The organism is Mycobacterium sp. NBC_00419, from assembly GCF_036023875.1.
Classification (GTDB): Bacteria; Actinomycetota; Actinomycetes; order Mycobacteriales; family Mycobacteriaceae; genus Mycobacterium.
The window spans coordinates 2723708-2748415 of the sequence record NZ_CP107931.1 but is presented as its reverse complement, the minus strand read 5'-3'; the positions used below and the strand labels follow the sequence as shown (position 1 = coordinate 2748415).

Below are 24708 nucleotides of genomic sequence, written 5' to 3'. Positions count from 1 at the left end.
GACACGCCGCACAACTTGCCATCCACAGAACATGTGTGGGGCTACTGTGCGCTCAACTGGGCAGATGGTGCATAAGTACACAGTGATCCACAGGTTCTCCCCAACGCCTCAACACCGTTGTCCCCAGCTATACCCAAACCATCAACAGGTTCATGAACAGGCTGGGGTTGCGGTGCTCCTAGCAACGTCTAGCGTGATGGCTCTGCGGTGCAGACCAATCCTCGCGACGACCGGCCTTGTCGGTACCCCGGGGTAGAAATCTGGACAGCAGATCGAACGCGCGTTCGCACACGGCGAGGAGGTGGGGGTTACTCGATGGCGGTAGTTGACGATCTCGGTCAGGCCGGGATGGGCGCTCCTCCGCCCAGCGAGGACTTCGGGCGGCAGCCGCCCCAGGACCTCGCCGCCGAGCAGTCGGTGCTGGGCGGCATGCTGCTGAGCAAGGACGCCATCGCCGACGTGCTCGAGAAGCTGCGCCCGGGGGACTTCTACCGGCCCGCCCATCAGAACGTCTACGACGCCATCCTGGACCTCTACGGCCGCGGTGAGCCCGCTGACGCCGTCACCGTCGGTGCCGAGCTGGACCGGCGCGGACTGCTGCGCCGGATCGGCGGCCTGCCGTACTTGCACACGCTGATTTCGACGGTGCCCACGGCGGCCAACGCCGGGTACTACGCCAGCATCGTCGCCGAGAAGGCGCTGCTGCGCCGGCTGGTGGAGGCCGGCACCCGGGTGGTGCAGTACGGCTATGCCGGGGCCGAGGGCGCCGACGTCGACGAGATCGTCGACCGCGCCCAGGCCGAGATCTACGACGTCACCGAGCGGCGCACGGCCGAAGACTTCATCCCGCTCGAGCAGCTGTTGCAGCCGACGATGGACGAGATCGACGCCATCGCCTCCAACGGTGGAATTTCCAAGGGTGTGCCGACGGGGTTCACCGAACTCGACGAGCTGACCAACGGCCTGCACCCCGGGCAGATGATCGTGGTGGCGGCCCGGCCCGGTATGGGGAAATCGACCCTGGGTTTGGATTTTTTGCGCTCGTGCTCGATCAAGAACCGCCTGCCGAGCATCGTGTTCTCGCTGGAAATGAGCAAGTCCGAAATCGTCATGCGGCTGCTGTCGGCTGAGGCCAAGATCAAGCTGGCCGACATGCGCTCGGGCCGGATGAGTGACGACGACTGGACCCGGCTGGCACGGCGAATGAGTGAAATCAGCGAAGCGCCTTTGTATATCGACGATTCGCCGAACCTGACGATGATGGAGATCCGCGCCAAAGCGCGCCGGCTGCACCAGAAGGCCGGGCTGCGGCTGATCGTGCTGGACTACCTGCAGCTGATGACCTCGGGCAAGAAGGTCGAGTCACGCCAGCAGGAAGTCTCCGAATTCTCAAGGCAGATCAAGCTTTTGGCGAAGGAACTGGAAGTTCCGGTGGTCGCGATGAGCCAGCTGAACCGTGGTCCGGAACAGCGCACCGACAAGAAGCCGATGCTGGCGGATCTACGTGAAAGCGGGTCCATTGAGCAAGATGCGGACATGGTGATATTGCTGCACCGGCCGGATGCCTTCGAAAGTGACGACCCACGCGGCGGCGAAGCGGACCTGATCATCGCCAAACACCGTGCCGGGCCGACGAGGACGGTGACCGTGGCTCATCAGCTGCATCTGTCGCGGTTCACCAACATGGCGCGGTAGCGGGCCAGCGTAGTAGATCCTCACCCCCACGCTTCAGAATCTCACGGCCGGCTTCAAACAGATCTCAAGTTTGAAGCGTCCATGAGACGCGCCGCGGTAGATCTGGAGCGCTTCTCTCCCAACTCAATTGTGGTGTAGGGGAGTATCTGTACGGGACTTTGTCGCGCTGGTAGCGTATCGGTCGGGCGTTGCAGGACCGCCCGATGTCCGCTCGAAGGGGCTAAGCCTCCCTGCCGATGATCACCGAATCGTGACCGACCTCTTCTCGGCCCGACCTCGCGGACGCGGGCGTGTGAGAGGAGGCTGCCATGGCTAGCACGTTGCCCAGCAACCCGTCACTTGACCGTCTCCGCGAGGAGGCGCGGCATCTGCAACGCGGAATCACCACCAGTAAGCGCGACGCTGTGGAGTTGGTTCGCGCGCACCATCCACGACCGGATGTCGCCTTGGTTGGCGCACCGGACCGATTCGCACTGCATGACGCGCAGCTGATCGTGGCGCGCAGATACGGATTCATCGGTTGGCCTGCGCTCGTGCACTACCTCGAGATCGCCGCGGACCTGACCATCGATCCGAGCGCGATCGATGAGGATGCGCTCGGCCAGGCTGATCGGTTCTGTTCTCTGGCGACGCTGCGCTACGACCACACTGATGCCCCACCGCGGCGACAGGCTGCCGCCGACCTGCTCGCCGCTGAGCCGGATTTAGTTGACCGGCATGTGTGGGCCGCGGCATCAGCGGCTGACCCTGAGGCACTCCAACGTCACATTGGCGCCCGACCGGACCTGGCGACAGCGGCGGGCGGGCCGTTCGGCTGGGTCCCGTTGCTGTACCTGTGCTATTCCCGAATCCCTTTGCACCGCAGCGAGGATGAGGTGCTCGCAGCGGCCGGGCTGTTGCTGGACTGCGGTGCCGACCCCAACGCCGGGTACCTATGGTGCGGCATGTCGACACCCTTCACCGCACTGACCGGGGTGTTCGGCGAAGGCGAGCAAGGCCCGCGCCGCCAGCCCCGCCACCCGTTCGCCCCAGCTCTGGCCACCGTCCTACTGCGCCGGGGTGCACATCCTGTCGATCAGCAGACGCTCTACAACCGAATGTTCCGCCCCGACGATTCCCACCTGGAATTGCTGTTCGCCCATGGCCTCGTCGATGCCGGGCCCAGCCCGTGGGAACGCCGACTCGGCGATGCGATGGAAACCCGCGAGCAGATGTGGCAGCGACAGATTCTCTGGGCAGCCGGACATGGATTCGCTTCTCGCCTTGACCTACTGGCCAAACACGGTATCTATTCGGCCGGCGTCGAACTCGTCGTCCCGTCGTTGCCGGATGACCCGAATGTTCGTGACGAGCGGGGTGCAACGCCCCTGCATCACGCGGCGTGGGACGGTGACCTACACCTGATCGGGCAGCTACTCGACTCCGGTGCCGACCCGACCATCACCGACACCCAGTACGGAACAACACCACTGGGATGGGCTGAGCACGCCTATCAAACCGAGGCGGCCGACCTACTTCGGGCACGCACTCAATCCAGCTGACCCCCTCCGGCAAACGTCGGGATGCGCTGGCAAGATTGACACGGCAACTGTTGGCGGCAGTTCCAGGGGAGATTTTGGGAGTGGCGATGGTTCGGTGGGGATGTGTGCCGGACCGTCATGTCGACCAGTACGACTGGATCAGCGCCTACCTGTACGACCGCGGTCTGCAGCGGCTGTGGCGGGTGATGATCTTCACCGCCACCGTGCTGTTGGCGGGTTCGACAGTGTTGATGATCTTCAGCCCCGCCGGGCCGGGCAACCGGTTGACGACCAGCATCTGCATCGTGGCGGCCGGATTGGCGACGGGCGCGGCGCTGCCCTTCCTCTTGCATTGGCCAACGCAGCGGCAGTCGATGGTGTTCTCGCTGACCTCGACCGCGACGATCGCCGCGGCCTGCCTGTCGTTCTCTAACCCTTACGTGGGGTTGATGGGCTGCGTGACGTTCTCGGTGATCGGTGGGTTCGTCGCCTATTTCCGAACGCGGCAGGAGGTGGTTCTCAACTGTGGTGTGGCCGCGATCTGTGCCACGGTGCTGGCCGGTCGTGTCGTAGCCAAAACGGGTGATGTCTACCTGGCGGCCGCTGCCGTGGCGATCGTTGTGGCGCTCAACATCGGCCTGCCGTTCGGCATCGAGTCGCTGGTGAGCACTTTGCGCGTCGACCTGCGCAGCTCAGGTCGTGACTCGCTGACCGGGTTGCACAACCGTCGGTCTTTTCACTACTCGGTTTACGAACTGATGATGCGCCACCACGGCACCGGTGCCCATCTGATGATCACGATGATCGACCTCGATAACTTCAAGCAGCTGAACGACACCCAGGGCCACGCCGCCGGCGACGCCGCCTTGATCGGGGTTAGCGCCGCACTCGAGATGACCTGCCGTCGCTCCGCGGTGATCGGCCGGGCCGGGGGAGAGGAGTTCCTCATCGCCGACGTCGCCCGCCAGCCGACGCCGGAGATCCACGCAGAGCAGCTGCGCCGGGCCGTTGCCGACTTGCCGGCACGAGTCACCGCGAGTGTCGGTACTGCTAGCGCCCCGCTCGACGGTGACACGGCCGCCCCTAGCCCGCAGCTCATCGACGACCTGATCCGAGCCGCCGACGATGCCATGTACCAGGCCAAGCGTGCCGGCGGAAACCGGTCTTGTCACAACGGACAGCTCTGAGCGCCAGTTCAACCGAAGACGCGCATTGATGGTTCAGTACCTGTCCGAACGTGTCTCAGCGCCGGCAATGAACAGGAAGCTCGAGAAGCTGCAACAAGAAGAAGATCCGTTCGGAGCGGCGCCGTATGTACCGGCTCACGTCACTCTGCACGATCACAGGAGATCCGGCCGGAAACCCGTTACGCCCCAGTTCATTCCGATCCCACCTGTGGAAAAGACGCCGGCGTCAGCGGCGGGGCAACACGGCGTGTAGATACTGCCGCTGGTCAAAACTGAGATCAACGGCGGATTTACTTCTCGCGCGTGACAGGATTCTTCAGCGTGACACGTCCCAACTTTCTGGTCATCGTGGCCGACGACCTCGGGTTCTCCGACATCGGCGCCTTCGGCGGCGAGATCAACACCCCGAACCTGGATCGCCTGGCCCACGCGGGTATCAGGCTGACCGATTTCCATTCCGCCCCGGCCTGTTCGCCGACGCGGGCGATGCTGCTGACCGGAACCGATCACCACGTCGCCGGAATCGGCACCATGCTCGAGATGGCCGCCCCGGATTTCCGCGGCGCCCCCGGCTACGAGGGGTATCTGAACGACCGGGTCGTGGCGCTGCCGGAACTGCTGCGCGACGCCGGTTACCAGACACTCATGGCGGGCAAGTGGCATCTGGGCAGCACGATCGACAGGTCTCCGTGGGCACGGGGATTCGACCGCTCCTTCGCCCTGTTGCCGGCCGGAGCAAGCCATTACGGCACCCGCGGGGGCGGCGGGTCCTCGGCCACGCCGACGATATTCACCGAAGACGATCAGTTCGTCACGGTAGGGGAGGACTTCTACTCGTCGGATGCCTATACCGACAAGCTGCTGCAGTATCTCGGCGAACGTCCGCAGGGCCCCGACGACCGGCCCTTCTTCGCCTACCTGCCCTTCCAGGCGCCCCACTGGCCGCTGCAGGCCCCTCGGGAAACCATCGCCACCTACCTCGGTCGCTACGACGCCGGACCGGACGCATTGCGCGAGGAGCGACTGGCGGCGCTGACCCGAATGGGCCTGTGCCCTCCCGATGTCGAGCCGCACCCGGTGGTGGCCGACGGCGCCCCCGAATGGCAGGACATGACCGACGAGGAGCGCGCCGTGTCCGCCCGCAACATGGAGGTCTACGCCGCCATGGTGGACAGGATGGACTGGAACATCGGCCGGGTGATCGACTACCTCGACGGCACCGGCGAGCTCGACAACACGGTCGTGATCTTCCTGTCCGACAACGGCGCAGAGGGAACGATCGTCGAGGCTATGCCGCTGCGCGGCGCCGGAATCGCCGCATTCGTCGCGAAGCACTGTGACAACAGCCTGGACAACCTCGGCGGCCCCACCTCCTACAGCTGGTACGGCCCGCGCTGGGCGCAGGCCGCCACCGCGCCGTCGCGGCTGCACAAAGCCTTCACCAGCGAGGGCGGTATCCGGGTGGTGGGCTTCGTCACCTGGCCGGGCTTTTCCCGGCAGGGGGAGATCGGCACGGCGTTCACCACCGCCATGGACATCGCCCCGACCGTGTTGGAGCTCGCCGGCGCCGAGCATCCCGGCACCGCGTACCGGGGTAGGGAGGTCGAGCCGATGCGCGGCCGATCGATGGTGCCCTACCTGTCGGGACAGACGGCCATGGTGCACGACGCCGAGACCGGCACTGGGTGGGAGTTGTTCGGCCGCCGTGCTATTCGCCAGGGCGATTGGAAGGCGCTGCACCTGCCCGCGCCCTACGGCCCGGGCACTTGGCAGCTCTATGACCTCTCACGCGATCCCGGCGAGGTTCACGACCAGGCCGCCTCCCGACCCGACAAACTGGCCGACTTGATCGAGCTGTGGGACCGCTACGTTGAGGAGAACGGCGTGATCATCGGGCCCGTGTCGCTCTTCGAGGTCGACGTGGAGGCGCTGTGACCGAGCATCGGATTGGAGCCAGGAGCAATGAGGACTATTGACCCGCTGTTGGCGGCCGACGCGGAACTGGAAGATTGGGGCCCCAAGGCGGACCCGATCACCGGCAGCCCCCATGAACGTGGGCTGATGCTTCACGAGGACTCGGTCAGCCAACTCGGCGTGTGGGAATGCACGCCGGGTTCATGGAAATCCAGTAAAGACGGCGTTGGCGAACTCATGCACTTCGTCAGCGGGCACGGCTGGATCACCGACAGTGATGGGTCGTGGGAGATCCGACCCGGGGCCGTGCGGTGGTTCCCGGACGGGTGGAGCGGCGAATGGAACGTCGACGAGACGGTCCGCAAAGTCTTCGCCATCCTCGTGACGCCCACCGACTGACGATGGCGGCCTGAGCGGCTCGCCGACGCGCCTACATTGGGGAGATGGAGAGTAACCAACGCCAGTGGCGGGTGCGGACAGGCTTGGCGATCACGTGCGTGGCGGCACTGATCCTGTCGTTCGGGAACGCCGGGCCTATCGCGCGGGCTGACGAAGCGGTCCTCGTCGACCTCGGTGATCCCGCCGCGGTCGCCGCCTGGACCACGGTGAACGATCCTGTCATGGGCGGCCGGTCGACCTCGACGGTCACCTTCGGCGACGGCGGACTCGTGTTCTCGGGCAACATCTCACTGGAGAACAACGGTGGATTCGCCTCAGCCCGCGGTCCGGTCGATCCCGACATCGGGGCTCGGGCAGCAGGTGCAACGTCGCTGAGCGTGCGCGCACTGGGCGACGGCAAGACCTACGTGTTGAAGGTGGAAACGGGGCAGCCCTGGTCCTATATCCAGCGCTTCTCCACCCAGGCCGGCGTCCTGCGGACCTACGACCTGCCCGTCGGCGGCTTCGAGTCGGTGGGCAGGTTCCTCGATCCCGTACCGGCGCCGCCGCTGGACCCGTCGGCCATCAACAGGGTCGGGATCTACATCCTCGATAAGCAGGAAGGCCCGTTCCAACTCGTCGTCAGTGTCATCGACACGTCACGCTGAGGAGTCCGTCGGGCGCCTAAACTCGTGTCGTGCCAAGAAAACTCACTGACGACGAAGTTGCGGCGTATCTCGACAGCCGCCCGGGCTGGGCAATACTGACCACCATCGAGACGGATGGCTTCCCGCACTCCGTACCCCTGGGATACTTCCGCCTCGGCCGCGACATCATCATGGGTGTGCGAGATGGCACCCGCAAACTGGCCAACATCGAAAGCAACCCGAACGTGAGTGTCTTGCTCGAAGACGGCTCGACGATGGCAGACATCCGCGGCGTGATGATCCAGGGCCGCGCCCGCATTGTCCGCGAACCAGGGGAGGCGCTGGAGCTGGCCAGGGAAGGTGCTCGGGCGCGCGGCGTGCCGGAGTCCGAATGGCCCAGCGCACCCCGACCGGGCGCCGCCTACATCCGCGTGACCCCGGTGCGAACGCGGTCGTGGGATTACGGAAACCCGACGTCGGACCAGGCTTAGCTCGGCCGATCGTCGTCGAAGGCAACCTGCTGCGCTGACTCGTCGACCGACCGAGCCCGCGGAATCTGTCGGAGGCTGCGCGCATGCTGGCGGTATCCATGACGAAGGGAGCCGCGATGTGCTGGCGCTGTGACAATCCGGACGGCACCAACGAGGAGTACCTGGAGGTGCTGCGCGCGACGATCGAGGACCACGGCTGGGCGGTTCAGTACGTCGAAAGCGACAAGCGACCGTTGGCGTACACGGTCGGGCTGCACGCCCGCGGTCTCCCGGAACTGTTGATGACCGGCCTGTCCCCCGAGGTCTCCTGTCGAGTACTCAACTCGATCGCGCACATGATTGTCGACGACGGCGTCGTGCTTGCGCCGGCGATGCACATCGACTTCCAAGATCGGTTCCTTATCGAGGTAGCTCAGGTGGAGCACCCCGATGTCCACATGAGATTCGCTGTCGAGCTATTCGGCTCGAAGATCCTTGCGCTGCAATTGGTATGGGCCGATAACAACGGACGCTTTCCGTGGACGGCAGGCTGGGGCCATGGCCGTCGTCGCCAGCCCGTCCTGGGGCCGCGTGCGGAGTGGCCGAATACAGCTGCCTGAATCAGAGCGAATCGCCGTCCCATATCGACAGTCCGCCGAAATTGACGATGACGGAGATCCGCGGCGAAGGACCTCGCCTGCCCACAGCAGGCAGGGTGTCGGTCGATCGACGTGGATGACGCCGGTGCCGGCACGTGCCGCGCCAGCGCCTCCGACCGGTGAGCAGTCGTCGCCAGGGTCGGTAGTGTCATCGGTGGACGGCCGCACGGCACAGCCGGGGAGGTGGAATTGCTCGCCAGTTTGAGAAGCGTTGGCGCGTTCCACCGGATCATCGGCGAGTGGTGGCGCGAGCCGGTCGACTACGCCACGCAGGTGCATTACTTCAGGCGGGCGATGTCGGGTGCGGTGCAAGTCCTGATCGGTTTGGGAACGGGACTCGACGCGGTGCTCTCCGCCGCGATCCTGTTGCCGTCCGCGAGCACTATCGCCTCGCGGGTGGCCGTAGCGTTCTTTGTTGCGGTCCAGGCTTTCTGGTCGTGGGTGTGGTGTTTCCGGACGTGGCCCTCGCGGCGGATGTCGGTGCTGTTCGTCTTCTCCGCTGACTTCGCGATTACCACGATGGTTTGGCTGGACGCAAACTGGGTGCTGGCCTCGTTCGGGCTCGCCTTCTTCTCCATGCTGTCGGTGTACCTGGTGTTCTTCGACGGCCCGAAAGTGCTTGCGGGCCACATCTTTTGGGCCTTCATCACGACGGCCGTCTTCGTGGCGCGAATCGGCATCGAAGCGCAGGTCGAAGTCGTCGAGTTGGCAGCGACGGCCCTTGTCCCGCTGGCGCTAGTACTTGGGACACCGTTGGGTGTCCAATCCGCAATCTGGGCGTTGCGTCACGACGCAGAGAAGTCGGTCATCGATCCGTTGACAGGGCTGCTGAACCGGCGCGGACTGCACCTGCATCTCGGCGACCTCGTCACCGGCGGCAGTTCCCGAGACGCCCACATCGTGGTGATGGTCGTCGACCTGGACCGGTTCAAAGCCGTCAACGACAGCTTTGGCCATGCTGTCGGAGACGAGGTCCTGATCCGCAGCGCACGACGGATCAAGTCCGCGGTTCGCGGCGGTGCGTTGGTTGCCCGCGTAGGTGGTGAGGAATTCGTCATCGTCGATCTCACCGAACCTGGCCACCCACAACACGTCACCGAGCAGGTGCTCTCCGCGGTTGCCGCGCCCGACGATCACCCTCCGATTACTGCGAGCGTGGGCGTCACCAGTGTCGCGGTGGCCGAATTCGCCGCACTGGAGAGCGATCCAGCCACATTGTTGGAAACGATCATCGGGCATGCCGATCAAGCGATGTTCGACGCAAAGCGCCGCGGAGGCAACTCAGCGATCCACGTACGAGCACCTCGTCCTTTGACGAACTGACAACGGGCGTTGCCAGACGGTCGCGCCCGCGATAACGTCGCCTCATGACGGTGACTGGCGAGCGTCCGGACATCCTCTTGGAGGACGTCGACTTCAATCGGCGCGATCATCCCGATCGGCCGTTGCGGCCCATCCCGCCCGGTCGTGACCACTTCGCCGACCAGTGGCGCCGGATGCGCGAGTTCCTGTTCGGAGAGTGGATCGACACCGACAAAGAGGTCCAACCCAGTGACCTCACCCGCCTGCGCGACGACTATTTCTGGCAGCGCGACGAATACATGATCGGCGCGGTCGACGCGTTCGAGCGCCTCGGTCCCGAACAGGGCCGCGCTCTGTTCGAGCAGGCGTTGACCCGCGGCATCGACACCCTCGACGATCCGCCGCAAGAGTTCATCGAGCTCTTTGAGCACCTGGATCAACTACCGGCGCAGTTCGATCTCGAATCTGCCGAGCGAGGCCGGATGCTGGCGATGTCGAGCACGTGGGCCGCCACCACGATCATCCGCTCGTGGGCGTTCTACGAGACCGCGATGACGGGCGACATCTCCGCAGCCACCGGTGCCACGGGTCGCTTCGCCGACGACGGCCCGCGACGCTTCATCGAAACAGCCCGGGTATTCGCCGCCTTCACGCTTGCCGACATCTTCGACCGGCATTCACAGGCTTTCCAGGACGTGGTGCGGGTGCGGTTGATGCACGCACTGGCCAGTCGGGGGCTCCGTCGGAAGTGGGGTGACGAGGTCTATCTGAAGTTCGGCGAACCCATTCCCGTGACCTCGTTGCTGGGCTTCGGCAGCGGCATGTTGCTCGGACGTCTCGTCGATCACGCGTTCGGGCGCAAGCTGACGCCGCAGCAGCTCGAGGATCTTGCCGAGTATTCGTCGTTCTCCGGCCGGTTGTGGGGAGCACCGGAGTTGCTGCACTCCGAGAACGGCATCGAGCTGATCAAATCGTTGAATTACGTTCTCGCCAGGGGTGGTAACCCGTCGCCGTGGCGTGCTGAGCTGGTCGATGCCATCGCCGGTCCGGCGCACCTGACAACCTTGACCGAGGCACTTCCGGGCTGGGCCAGGAATGTCGTATCCCGATACGCCAATCAGATCACGGCCAGCATCGCCCTGGCGCCGGCTGGCGTTGTGTTCGGATACCAGCAGATCGAGGCCATGCTGGTGGGCACACTCTTTGAGCCGCTGGGCTACAACTTCGAGCGCCGCGTGCGCTACTTCGCGAACCTCACTCGGCTCAATGTCGGCATCGCCATGGTGGCCGACAGCGTGCCGTGGTCCAACCCGGTCCGCGAGCGCAGGAACAAGAGTGGCGAGGCCGCGCGTGAGCGGATTGCCATGCTGGACAAGATCGCCCGCGACCGCAAGACCCCGTCGACCTACACCCACCACGACCGTTCGACATCGGGGGACGGCTTCACCGGTTAGCCGGCCGGGGCCACATCAGCTCCCGAGCCCTTGATCGACGCCTTCGCACGGGGCTCGGCGCGCACGTTCTTCGAGCCGCGCACGTAACCGGTCGCGGAGATCGACGCCGCCAGCAGCGCATCCTCGCCCTTGACGAACGGATGGAATCCGACGCCGGCGCCGCCACGACCCTTCACCGGGATGTCCGCGACTTCGGTGACCTTCCAACTCTTTTCCGACACGGACAGGATGGCCTCGCCGTTGCCGCACGATACCGGCAGTGCGGCGATCACCTCGTCCCCGTCGGCAGCCAGCTTCACTCCGGCGACACCATTGCCCGCCGCCCCCTGCGGATTCACCGCCGCCGGATCGATACGCAGGACCTTGCCCCGTCGCGTCACCAGTGCCAGGTGGTAACCCGCCGGGAGCACCCCCGAGCGCACCAGCCCGGTGATGTCCGGCGCCACCGGGATGTCCCGGATCTTGTAGGGCAGACCGTTGCCGGTCGTGAACTTCACCCGCCCGTCGGTCCACACAGCCCAGCCGAGACCGGATGTCAGCAGCTCTCCGTGGCTGTCGGAGAACACTCCGCGATCGTCGAGGCGCCAGGCGGTGTTGACCTTACGTTCGCGGGAACCGTCCTCGTCGGTGCTGGCGGCGACCGGGGTGGCCTCGGCGTCCAGCACGGTGCGACGGTCGAACTCGGGGCCCTTGAACAGTTTCGCGGTCTCGACGAGCTCTTGGTCGATCACCGCCCGCCGGGCGTCGGGATTGGCCACCAGCTCGGTCAGTGCCGCGAACTCGGCGTCCAGCTTCTCTGCCTCGGCCTGTAGTTCGATGACGTCAAGTTTGGTGAGCCGGCGAAGTTGCAGCGCCAGAACATAATCGGCCTGAACGGCGTCGATCGCGAACCGCTCCTGCAATCCCTGGCGGGCCTCATCGACGGTGTCTGAACCGCGGATGACGGCCACGGCGGCGTCGATGTCGAGGTGGATGGTCATCAGGCCGGCCACCAGGTGGCGGCGGGCGGTCACCTTCTCGAGCCGATACTCGCTGCGGTGCAGCACCACCGAATCGCGCAGCGACAGGAACGCCGAAATCAATTCGCGCACCGACCACCAGCGCGGCACCCGGTTCTCGTCGAGGGCGACCAGGCTGGCGGCGAACGTCGACTCCAGCGGGGTCAGCGCCAGCAGCTGTTCGCGGATCTGTTCAGCGTCGTGGCCACGTTTGGCGGTGACCACGATCCGCAGCCCGTTGCGCCGGTCGGTGAGGTCCGACATGTCGGCGACACCGGACATCTCGCCGGACTCGACGAGGGCCCGGATCCGTTCCTGCACAGTATTACTCGCCACCCCGGGCGGTAGTTCGGTGATGACGCAGTTCTTGCCGTCGATGTTCACCGTGCCACGCACGGTGAAAGCCCCACGGCCGGTGGTGATGTACTCGCGCAGCCCGGCCGTGCCGACGACGGTTGACCCGCATCCCCAGTCCGGCCCCGGGATGAGTTTCACCAGCCGGTCGTCGGTCATGTTCGGGGTCTTCAGTAGGGCGCGGCACGCGGCCATGATCTCGCGGGGGTTGTGTGCAGGCACTTTGGTGGCCCATCCCTCGGCGATACCGACGGCGCCGTTGCACAGCAGTACCGGCCACTGGGCAGGCAGCATCGTCGGCTCGGTCCACTCGCCGTCGAATGTCGGCACCATCGGGACGGCATGGTCGTCGAGTTCGGCGGTCAGGGCCGCGCCGGGTGCCGACAGCCGCATCTCGGTGTAGCGATCGGCGGCGGGGATGTCACCTTGGATACGCGGGAATGCGCCCTGTCCGTCAATGACTTTCACGCGCTGAAACTCGGCGGCCATCAGCGCGGCCGCACCATACATCGACGCGCCACCGTGGGGATGCAGGTTGCCGGTGACCGCGGAGCAGACCTTCGACGACTTCTGCGGCTTGTTGCCGGGCAGCAGCTTCGACTCGTGCATTTGGTAGAGCAGCCGCCGTTGGCCGGGCTTGAGCCCGTCGAACGCAGACGGGATGGCACGGTCGCTGACGCTGTAGAGCGCGAAGGTCAGCTGGTAGTGGTTCCAGTAGTCATCGGCGCTCTGGTCGAGCACCAGATCGGGGTTCTGCTCGGGGATCTCGAGAGTGGCGGTCACGAAGTACTCCTAGTCGAGGTCGAGCGCAGAGGTGTCGACGCGGGCGGCGATGTCGGCCATCCACGTGCGTCGGCCCTCGGGCGGCCCGCCGAACAACGTATGGTGCAGGTTCATCTCGCTGTGGTCGGGGTGGACGCGAATTACCGTGCGCCGCTGGGGATCCAGCACGGTGTTCCAGAAGTCGTCGGCGTCCATCTCACCGAGACCCTTGTTGCGCTGCACCTCCACCCGCTTCTTGGAGGTCGCCTTCAGCTGGGCCACCGCGGCGTCCCGCTCGGACTCGTCTTGGCAGTAGATCCGTTCGTCACCGTTCTTGACCACGAACAGCGGCGGGAGCGTGACGTAGACCAGACCGGCCTCGACGAGCGGACGGTAGAAGTCCAGGAACATCGAGATCAGGCTCGAGTTGATGTTGCCGCCGTCGGGATCGGCGTCGGAGGCGAACAGGATCCGGTCATAGCGGCACTGTTCGGGGTCGCAGTGGTCGCGCACGCCGCAGCCCAGGATGCGTTCGATCGAATCGAATTCGTCCTTGCCCCGAGCCTTGCTCAGGGCGTACCCGTAGACGTTGGGCGGCTTGCCCTTCAGTGGGTAGGCCGCCTGAAATGTGGCGTCGCGCGCGGCTTTGATGGTGCCCAGCGCCGAGTCGCCCTCGCAGAGGAACAGCTCGGCTCCCGACCCGCGCCCGGTTTCCCTGCTGGGCAACAGCTTCGGCGGCAGCGACAGATTGGTGCCGAGCCCCTTGGCTTTGGATGCCGCGCGGGAGCGCGCCTTGGCGCCTTCGGCGCTACGCCGTGCCCGCGCGAACTCGAGCGCCAGCTTCGTCCACAGTGACACGGCGTCACCGTTGGCCGGGTTGGCCGCCCACACGGTGACGCTGCGGGCCACATCCGGTGCCATCGCCAGGTTTAGCGACCGTGACGACACCGCCGTCTTGGCTTGGGAGTCCCACGACACATCGGGAGCGCGGGTGTCGACGGTCAGGGCGGTGACCGCCGCGAAATCCTGTGGCTCAGGGCCTTCCTCGCCTTTGGCCAGACCCAGGTCGCGGATGCGGGACGCCCGGTCGGACAAGGCCTCGGACAGCCCCTTGATCGCCGCGGTCAGGTGCGACCCGCCGCCGGGGGTGCGCACGGTATTGCAGAACGCGGCCACCGTCGCCGGCTCGGCCGGACCCGCTGTCAGCGACCACCGAAACGGTGTCGGGCCGCGGCCGGTGGTGTACTCGCCACGGCCCTCCACGACAGCCCGCACCGACGGTGCAGGGTTACCGGCCGCGGTGCACATGAGGTCAAGCAGCGTGTCGGTACCCCACGGGCCGTTGAACGGCTCGAGCAAGGCCGGCGGGATCTCGTCGCCCGGCCAGCCTTCGTCGACGACGATCAAGTGCACACCGGGAGACATCCGCGCCGCGGCGTGGGCGCGCAGCAGTACCTCGGCGATGTCAATGCTGGAGTCGGGCACGACAGCGGAGTCGAACAGGATGCGCACTGTTGTGCCCTGCGCGTCGGGCTTTCGGTTGCCGATGCCGCGTAGCTTCTGCGCGTCGGCGCGGGTGAACGGCGCCTCCGGATCGAACTCGGAGCCCTCGAACACGCCGGGGTAGCCGCGGCCGAAACTCTGCAGGTAGGTCTTTCCGGCCCGGCGCACCGTGACGTCGGTACGGGCGGAGATGAAGACGGCGGCCGCGGCGCCGATTCCGTTCAGCCCCGCTCCGGTGCTGGTGGCGTCGGCGTGCGCGGAGAACTTCCCACCGGCACGCGCGGTACCCAGCGTCTTGACGATGCCGTTCTTGCCGGTCGTCGGATCGGTGTCGACGGGCAGACCGCGCCCGTCGTCGGCGACGCTGACCGAGCCGTCGCCGTGCAGGGTGATCGTGACGCAGGAGCCGCCGTGGCTGGGGTCTGCCACCTCTTCTACTGCGTTGTCGATGAGCTCCCGCAAAGCGGTGTTCAGGACGTCCAGACCGAGGTTCACCGCCGGCCGCAGGCGGGTGTGCTGGACATCGTCGAGCTCGGTGATGTCAGCAGCGGTGTAGCTCACGTCTCGTCCTTTCCATCGGGTGGGGCGCCGGTGGAATGGTAGACGGCAGGTCCGACTTTCTTGTGTATCCGCAGGTCGCGGCGGCCGGGCCACGTCGCGGCCCGACATCATGCCCGAAGGCACCCACAGTCAGGCACGGCGGCGAAAGCCCAGCGCGGCGCACGCAACAGCTCGTCGGGTGTGATGGGTTCCCCTGAGCCGCAGCGCCATTCGGGTCTGGCGCCTTCGCGACAGCTCAGGTCAGCGACAAGGCTCACGCGAGGGGACGGCTGTGTGGTGGCACCGGCCGACGGGTCGGCTGCGGTGCGCGGACCTGCACAGATCTGGCGATTCGTGCGGGGCCCCTACAATCGGGGGTCATGACGGAGGAGGCATCGCGAGACCTACCACCGCTCGACCTTGCGGGCTCCGGCGTCCTGCCCCCTGTGGGTGCGCGGGTGCGCAGGCTGTTCTGGCTGCTGGAGCGGTCGGTTCCCGCTCTGGGATCTCGGTGGGCAGTCGAGCTGTGGTGCACCCCGCCGGTTCTTGAGTCGAGTTTGCGCATGCCGCCGGGTGTGTCACCGGGCAGGCCGACAGAAGCGTTCTGGGATGGACATCGGGTCGCCGGGGAGCAATGGGGCGAGGGACCGCCGATCTATCTGGTGCACGGTTGGGGCGGTCAGCGCGCCCATTTGGCAGTGTTCGTCAATCCGCTTGTGGCAGCGGGCTATCGGGTTATCGCGTTCGACTTGCCGAGCCACAACGAATCTGAGCCCGGTGCGCTCGCGCCCGGGCGCACCACCGCCATCGAGTGTGCCGACGCGATTGCGGCCATGATTGCGGCACACGGGCCGGCACACGCGGTGGTTGCCCACTCGCTCGGGGCGAACGCAACCGTACTGGCGGCGGCTGCGGGCGCACCGGTCGGACGCTTGGTCTTCCTGGCGCCCATGGGCGAATTCCCGCTCTATCTCGATCTGTTCGCCGCACGTCACGGCTTTGGCCGCCGGATCCGTTCGGGCCTGCATCGTCGCCTGGAGGCGCGGATAGGCAGGCCACTCCATGAGACGAATTTGACGTGGACCGGTCGACGAGCCAACTATCCGCAGCTACTTCTGATTCACGACCCCGATGACCCAGACAGCCCCTATGCGGCCAGTGAACGCGTGGCGACTGCATGGCCAGGCGCGCGCCTCCACACCACGCGTGGACTCGGTCGACTAGCGCATTACCGAATCTTGCGGCACCGCCCCGCAATCCGCGCCGGACTGGACTTCATCGGCCAACCCCTCGCTGATGGGGGCGCCGAGCAGCTACCCGACGGACTCGATCAGTGAGCTGACAGCCGACCCGCCGAACCACCCGGCAGCGGTTGCCACTCGATCCCCGTTCGCCACATGTCCCGGTTATGTCATCGCCGGTCGACACTTCACAGGGCACCATGGAACACATGGACGTCTTGGTGGTCGGGGCCGGACCCGCCGGCATGGCGTTGGCCGCCGCGTGCACAAAGGTCGGACTGGACGTCGGATTGCTCGACCCAAACCCGGACCGGCCCTGGGTGGCGACCTACGGGATGTGGAGCCCGGAAATACCGGCTGACCTGCCGGCTTCCGTCGTCGCGGCAAGAGCGGCTGGGCGGGCGATCGCGCTCACCGAACACCGTCTGGGCTGGGAGTACGCCGTCCTCGACGTCGACGCTCTCCGCGCGCACCTCGCCGACCAGTTGACGGGGGTGACCGTCAACACCGGGCGCGCCGTCGGATCCCCGGAGCCCGGTGTGGTGGCGCTCGCCGATGGCTCGTCACTGCGGGCCGCGGTCGTCGTGGACGCCGCGGGCCGGTGGCGCCCGCTGGACCCCACCCCGTCGCGCCGAGTGCCCGCCGAACAGACGGCCTACGGGGTGATCCTCCCGGAGGAATCGGTCACCACGCTGGTCGACACCGGTGAGGCACTGTTCATGGACTGGCGCGCCGACCACGGTGAGCCCGGCTGGCCGACGTTCCTCTACGTCGTCCCCCTGGGCGAAGGCCAGATACTCGTCGAAGAGACCTCACTGGCACGCCGGCCCGGGCTACCGCTGTCTACCCTGCGCCGCCGCCTCCACGCACGCCTGGCCCACCACGGCATCGTGGCACCGAAAGATGCACGCTCAGAGAAGGTTTCGTTCCGCGTCGATCATCCGCGACACTCGGGGTCCAACGTGCTCGGTTTCGGTGCGGCCGCCCCCCTGATTCACCCGGCAACCGGGTTCAGTGTGGCCGCATCGCTGCAGCTCGCCCCCCAGGTGGCGGCCGCACTCGCCGCGCACCTGCCCGGCCACCCCGACCGCGCGCTCGCCGCAGCCCACGCAACCGTCTGGTCACCGGCGGCGAAGGTGATCCACCGTGTCCGCCAGATCGGCCTGGAAGCGGTACTGCGCATGCCGGATGCCGAGGTCCCCCGCTTCTTCGAGCAGTTCTTCGAGCTGCCCGACGCCCACCGGTGGGCCTACCTCACCGGCCGCGACGATGTCGGCGGCACCGTCGCGGCGATGGCATCGCTGTTCCGCGAGTCGAACTGGCGCATGCGCCGCCACCTCGTCCTGCCCGCGCTCATGCGGCCGCTGCCCACCAACGACGAGGTCAGTGTCGCGGTACCGACCTAGTCACGGATGCAGGTTCCACTGCCCGCAGTCCTGGGCCAGCACATCGCTGACGTCGACCTCGAGACCGCCCACCACCGGCCCGGGATTCGACGCGGTGGCCACCACTCGCTGATACAGAACGGCGGCCGGATAGATCTGGCCGCGCGACCACGACCGCGTCTGCCACGCCCAGACGTGACCGGGCGACTGCGAACGCCCGATCACTCCATCGGCGGTGGCCCACTGGCACGGGTTGATACCGGCGTAGATACCGGTGCGCTGCACGCCGATTACCGAGTTGATGCCGCGGAACCATTGCAGCGCAACGTTGTTCCAGGTCTCCCGGTTGATGTCGTCGTCGACGCTGAAGAAGATCGGTGCGCTCTGGCCGCCACCCGCGGCGGTGTGCAACTGCCAGGCGGTACGCGCGTCGGCGACGCCGCCGGCGTATCCGCGGGTGAAGTCCGACGGTGCGGTGCCGCCAGGCTTGCCGTACTGGTAGTTGCTGACGATGACCAGGCCTGCGGCGGTCAGTGACTGCGCGTAGGGCAGGGTGATCGGCTTGGCGCCGAAGCTCGAGCCGGGTCGCGACGTCGAGACGTAGTTGATGACGCCGGAGTGGCCGGCAGCCCGGATATCCGCGGCCGGGATCTGACGCATGGCGAAGTCGATCAGCGTGGGAGCGGCGGCCGACGCGGCGGGCGCAGCAGCACCCGCCGCGACACCGAGCCCGGCCGCGAACGCCGACCCCGCGGCGGCGTAGCGCAGTGCGTCGCGCCGGGAAATCGGGCGCGACGACCGCAGACCGTTGGTTTCCGGCAAGTCCAGCACCGGGCGACACTAACAACGGGAACGCTGCTATCGGTGCAGCGACGGCTGGCCGTGTCCGGTTCGCGATCCAGGTGACGCGAAACCGAAACCCGGCCGGCAGCTACTGTCATTTGGTGAGCGCACGTTTCGAGGAGTTGGGCTGGCAGGAGACGCCGATGGGCGTCATCAGTCTGCGGCGCCGGTTCGACCCCTCGCTGCGCGCAGATGTGTTCGAGGTCAAGCTCGGTGACGAGCATGTGATGTCGAGCCTGTTCACGGTCGCGGAAAAGGAGCTGGCCCGGCTCGGGCTGGCGCGGACCCCGGGCGCCGCGCTGAACGTGGTCGTCGGCGGGCTCGGCCTCGGCTACACCGCTCAAGAAGTGTTGCACTGCAGCAGAATTCGTACGGTCACCGTCATCGAGTACTCCGATGCCGTCATCGACTGGCACCAACGCGATCTGCTCCCGGATACCGCCGGTCTGGCCGCCGACGGTCGCGTCACGCTCGTGTGCGCGGACTTCTTCGGCGCCGCGACCGGTGCGGTGGGCTTCGATCCACAAACCCCCGGCCGAACCTATGACGCGATCCTGCTCGACATCGACCATTCGCCGCGACACCTGCTCCACGATCCGCACGCGGGCTTCTACACCCGCGACGGCCTGCAGGCCATGTCCACCAAGCTGGTCCCGGGCGGCACCTTCGCGATGTGGAGCGACGATCCTCCCGACGAGGAGTTCACCGCCGTCCTGGCAGCCGTATTCACCGATGTCGAGGCCGCGACCGTCTGGTTCGACAACCCCATCACCCGAGGCCAGTCCGCTGCGACGATCTATCTGGCGACCCGGCCGGGCCCGCAGTGAAGTCCAGGGCGCCTTTCCGGTTCAGGCACCCGATCGTGCCGGAAGGCACATACTCAGGCCCATGACGATCCGATTCGTGCTGGGCACCCTGGGCATCACCGCCGCGCTTGCCCTCACTGCCTGTGGCGGGTCCGCCAAGCCTGCCGCGGACACATCGACTGCCCCCGCTACGTCAGCTGCATCCAGCGCGTCGGTCACGTCGGCCCAAGCCCCGGCCAGCCCGGCGGTGCCGGCTGTGGGGGAGCGGCCCACGCGGGATTTCCTGATCGGGAAATGGGGCACCAATGGTGACTGCACGATGGCCATCGGTTTGCGCGCGGACGGCACCAGTGATGGCCCGTTCGGCAACTGGACCTACAGCGACGGTGTGATCGGATTCGTCGACGAGCCCGACTTCAAGGTCAGCGTCACCGTTATCGACGCCCAGACAATGGAATCGGCCAACGACGGCAAGACCTCGAAGATGACCCGCTGTCCGTAGGTCCGCACGTCACCAACGGGGCGGGCTAACTGCCGTACAGGCCCAGCGCCCGAGCTGTCTCGGTGGCGATCTCGCCGCTCAGCGTGACGACCGGTGGACCGCCGCGCTGATGGATGACGTTGGCCAGCACGATCACATAGGTATCAGAGCCCGGGTCGATCCACAGCGTGGTTCCGGTGAACCCGCCCTGGCCGAAGCTGCCGATCGGGAAGAGCATCCCGCGCGGCCTGGACAGCGCGGTGTCGATATCCCAGCCCAGGCCACGCAGGTTCTGTCCTGCGATCGCCGGATAGTTCACCGCGAGAAGGGGATTGGATCGATTCGGGGTGTCCGCGAGGGCCTGCTGCGCGGCGATGTTCGCCGCGTCGAGCTGGCCGTCGGTGTGGCCGGGCTGCTGTGGTGTCGTCATCAGCTCCAGAGTCGCTTGCGTCAGCGGAAACCTGCTCGGCCGGCCCGCGAGCCGATCGAGCAGGGCCTGCGCGAACAGGCCGAGATCCCGGACCGTCGAGAACACCCCGGCGCTGCCGGCGACCCCACCCATGCGGCGCGCGGTCGGGTCGTGCACGGTGCCGCGCAGCAGCCGGTCGAAGTCGGGGTTGATGCCGGGGGTGTCTTCGTCATGTGCCGTCGGTGCGATCCGGCCGAGCAGATCGGTGTTCCAGCTGCCTGCCGGACATTGCTCAACCTGGGCTGCGTCCGGATCGAAAACGATTGCCGCACCGATGATCCGGTGCGGACCGCAGGCCTTGTCCGCGGGCAGATAGCGGGTGTCGCGCATATCGAGCGGCACGAACACGTTGCGCGCAACGTAAACGTCCTCAGACTCGCCGGTGACCTTCTCGACAAGCGCGCCCAGGATGATGAAGCCGATATCGGAGTAGTGGAACACCTCGCCGGGTTCGAACGCCAACGGCGTGGCGAGCGCACGACGAAGGCCTTCTTCCTTGTCGGCCCGGTCCAGTCCCCACGGCCCGCCCATGCTGAGATCGCCTGCCAGACCTGAGGTGTGGGTGAGCAGCATCCGCAGCGTCACCTGAGCCCGGCGTGGGTCGTTCGCCGGGTTGAACTCGGGCAGGTAGGTCTGCACGGAATCGTCGATGTGAACGTCGGCCCGTTCGTAGAGCTGGAGAACGGCGGTCGCGGTGGCGAGGCTCTTCGTCATCGACGCGAGGTCGAAGATGGTGTCCTCGGTCATCGGCTCAGCGGGTGCCGGCGATCCGCCCAGCCCGGGTTCGCCGGGCAGCTTGCGCGCGCCGAACGCCTGGCGGAACACGACGTTGCCGCCGTGCCCGACCTGGACGACCGCGCCGGGCATGCGGGGCGCCGCGATGGCCTCGGTGACGAGCCGGGCGACCTGTGTGAAATCGCCGGCCGGCACCACGGGCAGGGCCGGCGCTGGGGTGGTCGGCGTGGTCCTCGCCGCCTGTCCGGACACCGGTGGGGTGGGTGCCGGGCGCCCGCCACACGCCGGGACGGTGGCGACGGACAGCGACACCATTGCCACCGCGACCCCCCGAGCGACCCGCGAGCCTGACGCCATCACAGCATCGACGGTAGCTACCGCCTCGGCACGTACCGCAGCGCCACCGCCCCCGACGCATATTCCAGCCGGTCGACGAGTTCCAGGTCGACGTACTTCGACAACCCCGAGAACAGGGTCGGGCCATGACCGGCCAGCCGCGGATGCACCACGAACTCGTACTGATCGATCAACCCCAACTCGACCAGTGCCTGCGGAAGTTGCACGCCGCCGGTCAGCAGGCCGTTACCCGGCTCCTCCTTGAGCCGCCGAACGGCGTCACCCAGGTCGCCGCGAACGAGTTCGGCGTTCCAATCCACCCGGTCGAGCGTCGAGGACACCACGTACTTCTTCGCCGCGTCGATGGTCCGGGCGAACGGCTGCGTCCACGTCGGCATCGAGTCGGCCGACGCCGGCAGACGCCACGCGGACTCCATCATGTCGTAGGTCGTCCGGCCGAACAGCAGGGCGTCGGCCCACTGCAGGTTCTCGATCGCGCGATGGTGCAACTCCTCGTCCGGAATCCCGGCGCGATGGTCACAGCACCCGTCGAGCGTGACGTTGATGGAATACCGAAGCGGGCGCATCCGGCGGCCCTCCCCTTCGTCGATGGTCTGTTTCGAAGGTAGACCGCTGGGCCGAAGCGAAGTCATCGCAGATGCGTTTGTAACGCACGTCAATTAGCAAGCGATAATGGCGGCATGTCCAAGAAAACTGCAACGATCCTGTTGAGCCTGGCTGCCCTGGCGGCAGTCCCCACAGCGATCGCCCCCATTGCCCAGGCCGACGTGTGCGGCGGGGTCAGCGGTCGGCACGTGGCCGTCGGTGGTTGCACCCCGGGTATCGCCGGTGACGCCGTGGACGCTGCGGTGGGCGTCGGCGTGGCTGACGCGGTCGCTGGCGACTGGGTCCGCTACGGCTTCCCGGAGAGCTACGCGTACTCGCTGGTTCCGTCGTTCCCCGGCGAGGCGCCCTGTATCTCCCCGACCGGTCTGCAGTACTACACCCCCGGCGCGGAGCCCTGCTACGTCCCGTAACCCCGGGAGCTAGTTGATGGCCCCGTTGATGAGGGGTTTGTCGATGGCGCCGGCCTCCAGGCCCCAGTTGGTGACAATCGTCTTGTAGTCACCGCTGGCAATGAGGTGCTCGAGCGCCTTCTGCAGCGACTGCGCCAGCGGCGAACCCTTCTTCACCGGCCAGCCGTAGGGAGCGGAGTCGAAGACCGGGCCGGCGGCTTCCAGCTTGCCCTTGCTCTGCTTGATCGCCCACGCGGTCACCGGTGAGTCCGCCGACATCGCGTCGGCCTGGCCGAGCACGACGGCGTTGGTCACGGCGTCCTGGCCGTCGAACGTGAGAATCTGGATTTCCGGCTTACCGGCGTCCACGCACGCCTTGCTCTTCGCAGGCAGTTCGTCGGTCACCTGGGTGCTGGCGGCCATCGCCGAGACCTTCTTGCCGCAGGCATTGTTGGGGTCGATTCCCGCGCCGGCCTTTTGTGCCCACTGGCTTCCGGCGGAGAAGTAGGTGACGAAGTCCACCTGCTGCTCGCGTTCCTTGGTGTCGGTGAACGACGACATGCCCACGTCGAAGGTGCCGCCCTCGATGGACGGGATGATCTTGGCGAAATCGGATTCGCGGTACTCGGCGGTCAGCCCGAGCGTGGCGGCCACGGCGTTGACCAGGTCGACGTCGAAGCCGACGATCTTGCCGTCGGCGTCCTTGAACTCATTCGGGGTGTAGGGGATCGTCACGCCGACGACGAGCTTGCCGGACTTGCGGATCTCTTCGGGCACCGTGGCGGCGATCTCGTCGACCTTCTGCGGTTTGACCTCGACCGTCGAGTTGGTCGGCCCGGCTGAGGTGCCCGATGCCGATTCGCCGCTCTTTGAGCAGCTCGACAGGGTCAGGGCCGATGTCACGGCGATGGCTACGGCCGCCACTGCCGCGGTCCGCCGCCAGCGTTGCCCGTTTTCTTGTCCTGTGAACACCAATCGACCTCTCAACGCCGGATACGCCCGCGTTGCTTGCGGGCGCCTCAAGCAACCTACCGTTCGGCTATCCGGTCGGAGGCCATCCGGATCAGGGTGAGGGAAACTCGGCGACGGCCGCCGCCATCGCGGCGATGGCTTCGGGCCGCACCCGGCAGCAGCCACCGACGATCCGGGCTCCGGCGTCGACCCACTCGGTTGCCAGGCCGGTGTCCAGGCCCGCCGCGCCGACCCACACGCGGTTCTCCCCGTCCCACACCTCCCCGCTGTTGGGGTAGACGATCACCGGCTTACCGGTCACCCGGCGTGCGGTGACGACGGCGCTGAGAACGTCGCCCGGTGCGCTGCAGTTGACGCCGACGGCGACGATCTCGGGAACGTCGGCGGCGACGGCGAACGCCTCCTCGAGGGGTTGTCCGGCCCGGGTCCGGTCACCGGCGATGGTGTAGCTCAGCCAGGCCGGAACCCTGAGTTCGTGGACCAAACCCACGAGCGCTTCGGCTTCGTCGCTGTCGGGAACGGTCTCCAGCGCCAGGACGTCCGGATCGGCGCTGATGAGCACCTCCAGCCGCGGTCGGTGCCAGGCCGCCAATTCGGCGACGGTGAGTCCGTAGCGGCCGATGTACTCCTCGCCGTTGGCGAGCATCGCCCCGTACGGCCCGACCGAGGCCGCCACCCAGGCGGGCGTGGCCGCCGAGTCCCGGGCGGACTGGGCCAGCTCAATACTGCGGCGCATCAACCGTTCGGCGTCGGCCCGGTCGATCCCCCGGCGGGCGAAGCCCTCGAACGACGCCTGGTAGCTGGCGGTGGTCGCGAATTGCGCCCCGGCGTTGAAGAACGCCTCGTGCACCGCGATGATCTCGTCCGGCGCTTCGGCCAGCACCCTCGCCGACCACAGGTCGTCGGACAGGTCGTGGCCGCGAGCCTCGAGTTCGGTCGCCAGGCCGCCATCGGCGATCAGCACGCCGTCGGCGGGCACCGCGAATCCTGGAGTAGTCACCGCCTCACTGTAAGGGCGATATTCCTCCGGGCGATCCCGAT

The 24708-nt window shown here is 66.8% G+C and carries 22 protein-coding genes; 15 read left to right on the top strand and 7 right to left on the bottom strand.

Features of this window, described 5'->3' with window-relative positions:
* The first annotated feature begins 315 nt into the window (after nucleotides 1–315).
* From dnaB to OG976_RS13070, 10 genes are all read left to right on the top strand, one after another.
* Nucleotides 316–1695 (top strand): replicative DNA helicase, encoded by a 1380-nt coding sequence (gene dnaB, locus OG976_RS13115; protein ID WP_328362877.1) that lies wholly within the window; start codon nucleotides 316–318, stop codon nucleotides 1693–1695.
* A 308-nt stretch (nucleotides 1696–2003) separates the two neighbouring features.
* On the top strand, nucleotides 2004–3236 hold the full coding sequence (locus OG976_RS13110) for an ankyrin repeat domain-containing protein (RefSeq protein ID WP_328362874.1): 1233 nt from the start codon (nucleotides 2004–2006) through the stop codon (nucleotides 3234–3236).
* A gap of 104 nt (nucleotides 3237–3340) precedes the next feature.
* Entirely contained in the window at nucleotides 3341–4402 is a 1062-nt protein-coding gene (locus OG976_RS13105; protein ID WP_328362871.1) for a GGDEF domain-containing protein, read from the top strand.
* A 321-nt stretch (nucleotides 4403–4723) separates the two neighbouring features.
* Entirely contained in the window at nucleotides 4724–6337 is a 1614-nt protein-coding gene (locus tag OG976_RS13100; protein WP_328362868.1) for an arylsulfatase, read from the top strand.
* Between the two features lie 27 nt (nucleotides 6338–6364).
* Nucleotides 6365–6715 (top strand): cupin domain-containing protein, encoded by a 351-nt coding sequence (locus OG976_RS13095; RefSeq protein ID WP_328362865.1) that lies wholly within the window; start codon nucleotides 6365–6367, stop codon nucleotides 6713–6715.
* A 44-nt stretch (nucleotides 6716–6759) separates the two neighbouring features.
* Nucleotides 6760–7362 carry a CIA30 family protein gene (locus tag OG976_RS13090; RefSeq protein ID WP_328362862.1) on the top strand — a complete coding sequence of 201 codons (603 nt, stop codon included), beginning with the start codon at nucleotides 6760–6762 and terminating at the stop codon, nucleotides 7360–7362.
* Nucleotides 7363–7391: 29 nt separating this feature from the next.
* A complete protein-coding gene (locus OG976_RS13085; RefSeq protein WP_328362859.1) occupies nucleotides 7392–7832 on the top strand; it encodes a pyridoxamine 5'-phosphate oxidase family protein in 441 nt (146 codons plus the stop codon).
* A gap of 98 nt (nucleotides 7833–7930) precedes the next feature.
* Nucleotides 7931–8431, top strand: a complete 501-nt coding sequence (locus OG976_RS13080; RefSeq protein ID WP_328362856.1) for a DUF4262 domain-containing protein — start codon at nucleotides 7931–7933, stop codon at nucleotides 8429–8431.
* 222 nt (nucleotides 8432–8653) lie between these two features.
* The gene (locus OG976_RS13075) at nucleotides 8654–9793 is read left to right on the top strand and encodes a GGDEF domain-containing protein (RefSeq protein WP_328362853.1); all 1140 of its coding nucleotides are present in this window, start codon (nucleotides 8654–8656) and stop codon (nucleotides 9791–9793) included.
* 44 nt (nucleotides 9794–9837) lie between these two features.
* The gene (locus tag OG976_RS13070) at nucleotides 9838–11226 is read left to right on the top strand and encodes a DUF2236 domain-containing protein (RefSeq protein WP_328362850.1); all 1389 of its coding nucleotides are present in this window, start codon (nucleotides 9838–9840) and stop codon (nucleotides 11224–11226) included.
* Here the strand turns inward: OG976_RS13070 and OG976_RS13065 are convergent.
* The gene (locus tag OG976_RS13065; RefSeq protein ID WP_328362847.1) at nucleotides 11223–13361 is read right to left on the bottom strand and encodes a DNA gyrase subunit A; all 2139 of its coding nucleotides are present in this window, start codon (nucleotides 13359–13361) and stop codon (nucleotides 11223–11225) included. The two genes, OG976_RS13070 and OG976_RS13065, sit on opposite strands and share 4 nt — an antisense overlap.
* 9 nt (nucleotides 13362–13370) lie before the next feature.
* Nucleotides 13371–15404, bottom strand: a complete 2034-nt coding sequence (locus tag OG976_RS13060; RefSeq protein ID WP_328362844.1) for a toprim domain-containing protein — start codon at nucleotides 15402–15404, stop codon at nucleotides 13371–13373.
* Between the two features lie 359 nt (nucleotides 15405–15763).
* Here OG976_RS13060 and OG976_RS13055 point away from each other — a divergent pair, with 359 nt between their 5' ends.
* Both OG976_RS13055 and OG976_RS13050 read left to right on the top strand, forming a co-directional pair.
* Nucleotides 15764–16720, top strand: a complete 957-nt coding sequence (locus OG976_RS13055; RefSeq protein WP_328362841.1) for an alpha/beta fold hydrolase — start codon at nucleotides 15764–15766, stop codon at nucleotides 16718–16720.
* Between the two features lie 113 nt (nucleotides 16721–16833).
* Nucleotides 16834–18030, top strand: coding sequence for a lycopene cyclase family protein (locus tag OG976_RS13050; protein ID WP_328362839.1), 1197 nt, complete (start codon nucleotides 16834–16836; stop codon nucleotides 18028–18030).
* Here the strand turns inward: OG976_RS13050 and OG976_RS13045 are convergent, their stop codons facing one another.
* Nucleotides 18031–18795 carry a DUF1906 domain-containing protein gene (locus OG976_RS13045; RefSeq protein WP_328363521.1) on the bottom strand — a complete coding sequence of 255 codons (765 nt, stop codon included), beginning with the start codon at nucleotides 18793–18795 and terminating at the stop codon, nucleotides 18031–18033. It abuts the gene before it with no gap.
* A 158-nt stretch (nucleotides 18796–18953) separates the two neighbouring features.
* Here OG976_RS13045 and OG976_RS13040 point away from each other — a divergent pair, with 158 nt between their 5' ends.
* Together OG976_RS13040 and OG976_RS13035 are read left to right on the top strand one after the other, a co-directional pair.
* On the top strand, nucleotides 18954–19679 hold the full coding sequence (locus OG976_RS13040) for a spermidine synthase (protein WP_328362837.1): 726 nt from the start codon (nucleotides 18954–18956) through the stop codon (nucleotides 19677–19679).
* 61 nt (nucleotides 19680–19740) lie between these two features.
* Entirely contained in the window at nucleotides 19741–20160 is a 420-nt protein-coding gene (locus OG976_RS13035) for a hypothetical protein (RefSeq protein ID WP_328362835.1), read from the top strand.
* Between the two features lie 25 nt (nucleotides 20161–20185).
* Here OG976_RS13035 and OG976_RS13030 read toward each other — a convergent pair whose 3' ends face one another.
* Nucleotides 20186–21700, bottom strand: coding sequence for a serine hydrolase domain-containing protein (locus OG976_RS13030; protein WP_328362833.1), 1515 nt, complete (start codon nucleotides 21698–21700; stop codon nucleotides 20186–20188).
* Between the two features lie 17 nt (nucleotides 21701–21717).
* A complete protein-coding gene (locus OG976_RS13025) occupies nucleotides 21718–22266 on the bottom strand; it encodes a dihydrofolate reductase family protein (protein ID WP_328362831.1) in 549 nt (182 codons plus the stop codon).
* Nucleotides 22267–22380: 114 nt separating this feature from the next.
* On the opposite strand from OG976_RS13025, the gene OG976_RS13020 reads away from it, so the two are divergent.
* Nucleotides 22381–22716 (top strand): hypothetical protein, encoded by a 336-nt coding sequence (locus OG976_RS13020; protein WP_328362829.1) that lies wholly within the window; start codon nucleotides 22381–22383, stop codon nucleotides 22714–22716.
* A 9-nt stretch (nucleotides 22717–22725) separates the two neighbouring features.
* On the opposite strand, the gene OG976_RS13015 is transcribed toward OG976_RS13020, so the two are convergent.
* Together OG976_RS13015 and mmuM are read right to left on the bottom strand one after the other, a co-directional pair.
* Nucleotides 22726–23667 carry an ABC transporter substrate-binding protein gene (locus OG976_RS13015; protein WP_328362827.1) on the bottom strand — a complete coding sequence of 314 codons (942 nt, stop codon included), beginning with the start codon at nucleotides 23665–23667 and terminating at the stop codon, nucleotides 22726–22728.
* 91 nt (nucleotides 23668–23758) lie between these two features.
* Nucleotides 23759–24667, bottom strand: coding sequence for a homocysteine S-methyltransferase (mmuM, locus tag OG976_RS13010; RefSeq protein WP_328362825.1), 909 nt, complete (start codon nucleotides 24665–24667; stop codon nucleotides 23759–23761).
* Between the last annotated feature and the right edge of the window lie 41 nt (nucleotides 24668–24708).